Source organism: Paraburkholderia sp. (assembly GCF_035948235.1).
Classification (GTDB): Bacteria; Pseudomonadota; Gammaproteobacteria; order Burkholderiales; family Burkholderiaceae; genus Paraburkholderia.
The window spans coordinates 1-3386 of record NZ_DASZJJ010000059.1 but is presented as its reverse complement, the minus strand read 5'-3'; the positions used below and the strand labels follow the sequence as shown (position 1 = coordinate 3386).

Annotated in this window: 2 protein-coding genes and 1 pseudogene; all 3 read left to right on the top strand. The window is 63.3% G+C overall.

Annotated elements, in window-relative coordinates:
• Window positions 1-62 precede the first annotated feature (62 nt).
• On the top strand, window positions 63-1961 hold the full coding sequence (locus tag VG320_RS03750; RefSeq protein ID WP_327198815.1) for an extracellular solute-binding protein: 1899 nt from the start codon (window positions 63-65) through the stop codon (window positions 1959-1961).
• A 5-nt stretch (window positions 1962-1966) separates the two neighbouring features.
• Window positions 1967-3016, top strand: a complete 1050-nt coding sequence (locus tag VG320_RS03745) for an ABC transporter permease subunit (protein ID WP_327198814.1) — start codon at window positions 1967-1969, stop codon at window positions 3014-3016.
• Window positions 3017-3030: 14 nt separating this feature from the next.
• Window positions 3031-3386: pseudogene (locus VG320_RS03740) on the top strand (ABC transporter permease); the annotation flags it as partial.

Genomic DNA, 3386 nt, shown 5'->3' with positions numbered 1-3386 from the left:
AGGTTCGATCTGTGAGGCCGGCTTGGCGGGGCGGCGGTAGTCGAGGCATGACGGCGGCTCTCATGCGTTTCGCGCCCGTGGCGGGATACGTATGTGCCTTGAGCGTCGTCGCGTTTGCGCACGCCGCGCCCGCACCGTCATGGCAGAACACGCTTGCGCTGTTCGACGATGCACGTCCCGATGCGTCAATGCGGCGTTTAGCGTGGGCCGACCACGCGCCGCCGCGCACCGGCACGCTGCGACTGGCGAACTATAACGAGGTTTCGACCTACGATTCGCTCAATCCGTTTCTGCTACGTGGCAATGCGGCGCCGGACGAAGTCAATCTGATGTTCGAGACGCTGATGCAGCGCAGCCTTGATGAAGTGGGCACGCAATATCCGCTGCTCGCCGATCGTGTTGCGATCGCGCCAGATGGACTCTCGGCCGCCTTTCATCTGAATCCGGCCGCGCGCTTTTCGAACGGCGCGCCGGTGACGGCTGAGGACGTGCGCTATTCGTTCGAGCAATTGACGGGTTCGTTCACTTCGCCGCTCTATAGCAGCCGTTACGCCTTGATTCGAGCCGTGGAGGTCGTCGATGCGCAGACGGTGCGTTTTGTCTTTCGTGCGGCGCAGCGCCGAGCCGTGCTCGAAGCGGGCGATCTCTACGTGTTTTCGCGCGACTGGGCGCGAACGCCGCAGGGCGACACGCAGGGATTCGACCAGCTTGCCACCGTGCCGCCCGTCGCAAGTGGGCCGTATCTGATCGATGCGCGCGCAAGCAATCGCGAGATCGTCTATCGCCGCAATCCGCAGTATTGGGGCGTTGATCTGCCCGTGCGGCGCGGTATGTTCAATTTCGCCAATGTGAGTTTTCGTCTTTATAGCGATTCCTCCGCGCCGCTGCAGGCGTTTCGCGCGGGCGATATCGACGCCATGTTCGAGGGCACCGCCGAGCAATGGTCGCGCAATTACAGCGGCCCGGGCTTTGCGAGCGGCATGCTGCACAAGCAGGAATTCGCGGAGCACGGTATCAGCGACGCGCAAGGGCTGTTCTTCAATTTGCGTCGCGCTAAATTCCAGGACATTCGCGTGCGCGAGGCGATTGGCCTTGCGCTCGACTACGAATGGATCAATCGCAACATGTTTTTCGGCCAGTACGCGCGCAGCCGCAGTTTCTTCGACGACAGCCTGTTCGCCGCGAGTGGCGTACCGGGCGCCGACGAACTGGCGCTGCTCGATCCGCTGCGTGCGAGTGTGCCGCCCGATGTGTTCGGTACATTGCCGCCGCAGCCGCAAACATCCGGGCAAGGCGGGCTGCGCCGCAATCTCGCGCGTGCCGAGGCATTACTTGCCGACGCGGGCTGGCATTACCGCGACGGCGTGCTGCGTAACGCGGCGGGTGCGCCGCTCACAGTCGAACTGCTCGACGACGGCACCGGCATGCAGCGCATCCTGATGATCGTCGTGCGCAACCTGAAATTGCTGGGTATTGACGCGCGACTGCGCATCATGGATCAAACCGTTATCAACGAACGCCTGAAGCATTTCGATTTCGATATGACGACGATGGGCTATCGCGCCGCCAGTATTCCAGGCGCGGAACTTGAACGCCGTTTCGGCAGTCGTGCGGCGAGCACGCCGGGTTCGGAAAATTACACGGGAATCGCGTCGCCTGCCGTGGATGCGCTGATCGCCGATGTGCAGCGTGCGCACAGCGAGCGCGAGGTGATCGCCGCCGCGCGTGCGCTTGATCGCGTGCTGCTGTGCGATCGCATCATGGTGCCGGAATGGCACATTACGCATGCGCGCGTCGCATGGAACCGGCGTATTGCGCCGCCCGAGCGCGTGCCGCAGCAGTATGGCTGGATCGACTGGGTGGTCGGCTGGTGGCACGCCGCGCCAGATGCAACTGGCGCAACCGGCGCAACTGGCGGCCACGAAGAATCCACCGCGCCAGGCGCGGCTCGACAGGAGTAGGCCGCATGTTCGCGTATATTGGGCGCAGATTGCTGCTCATGATTCCCACGCTGTTAGGCGTGTTGACGGTGACCTTCATCATCATGCAGTTCGTGCCGGGCGGCCCGGTGGAACAGGTCATGGCGCGCCTGCAAGGCACGTCGGTGCACGGCGAGGGCGGCGGTGGCGGCGGTGGCTATCACGGCAACGAAGGCGTCGATCCGGCGCAGATTGCGGCGATCCGCCACGAGTTCGGTTTCGACGTACCGCCGCTCGCGCGCTACCTGCGCATGCTCACGCATTACGCGCGTTTCGATCTTGGTCAGTCGTTTTTTCAGCATCGCTCGGTCTGGGCGCTGATCGTCAGCAAGTTGCCGGTGACGGTGACGCTTGGCACCTGCACGCTGTTGCTCACGTATCTGATCGCGGTGCCGCTGGGCATTGCGAAAGCGTTGCGGCGCGGCACCGCTTTCGACTTCGCGACCAGCGCCGCGCTGCTTGCGGCCTATGCGATTCCGGGTTTCGTGCTGGGCGTGTTGCTGATGATGTTGCTCAGCGGCGATCTCTTTCTGCATGTCTTTCCACTGGGCGGATTCGGCGTGGAAAGTCACGACAGCTTGCCACTTGCGCAACGCGTGCTGGACCGCGTCTGGCATCTGGTGCTGCCGGTCACGGCATCGGTCACCAGCAGTCTTGCGGTCGTTTCGTTTCTGACGCGCAACGCGTTTATCGACGAGCTTTCGCGCCAGTATGTGCTGACTGCGCGCGCCAAGGGCGTCTCGCGCGGCGCAGTGGTGTGGCGGCACATCCTGCGCAATGCGTTGATTCCCATTGCAACGGGTTTGCCCGCTGCGTTCGTTTCCGCCTACGTGAGCGGCAGTCTGCTGATCGAGACGCTGTTTTCGCTCGACGGCGTGGGGCGTCTGTCTTACGACGCGATCGTCGGGCGTGATTATCCGGTCGTGCTGGGCGCGTTGTTTGTGTTCACGGTCGTGAGTCTGTTCGCGAAGCTCGCGGGCGATCTCGCTTATGCGCTGATCGATCCGCGCATTCACTTCGGTGGCAATGGCCGCTGAATCCGGGGTTCTTCATGGAAGTCACCACCTCATCGCGCGATGAAGCGGCACAATCATCCGAATCTGAGCCTGCTCTCACGTTCGCAGCGCCTTCGTCAACGCAGGCCGTATCGCGGGCGGCCGCGTGGTGGCGGCGCTTGCGGCGCCAGCGCATCGGCTTTGCGAGCCTCGTGATCTTCGCGGTGTTGTTCGTCGCGAGTCTGCTGGCGGGTGCGATCGCCAGCGATCGCCCGCTGGTCGTGCGCTATCACGGCCACTGGCTGTTTCCGGCGCTGCGCACCTATGCCGATAGCGACTTCGGCGGCGCGCTGCCCACCGAGGCCGATTATCTCGATCCGTTTATCCGCGAGCAGTTTTCTCGCGACGGTAA

What these genes read in the sequence shown, in the direction of transcription:
- VG320_RS03750 (WP_327198815.1), top strand. Translation starts at nt 63, where the DNA reads ATGCGTTTCGCGCCCGTGGCGGGATACGTATGTGCCTTGAGCGTCGTC.
- VG320_RS03745 (WP_327198814.1), top strand. Translation starts at nt 1,967, where the DNA reads ATGTTCGCGTATATTGGGCGCAGATTGCTGCTCATGATTCCCACGCTG.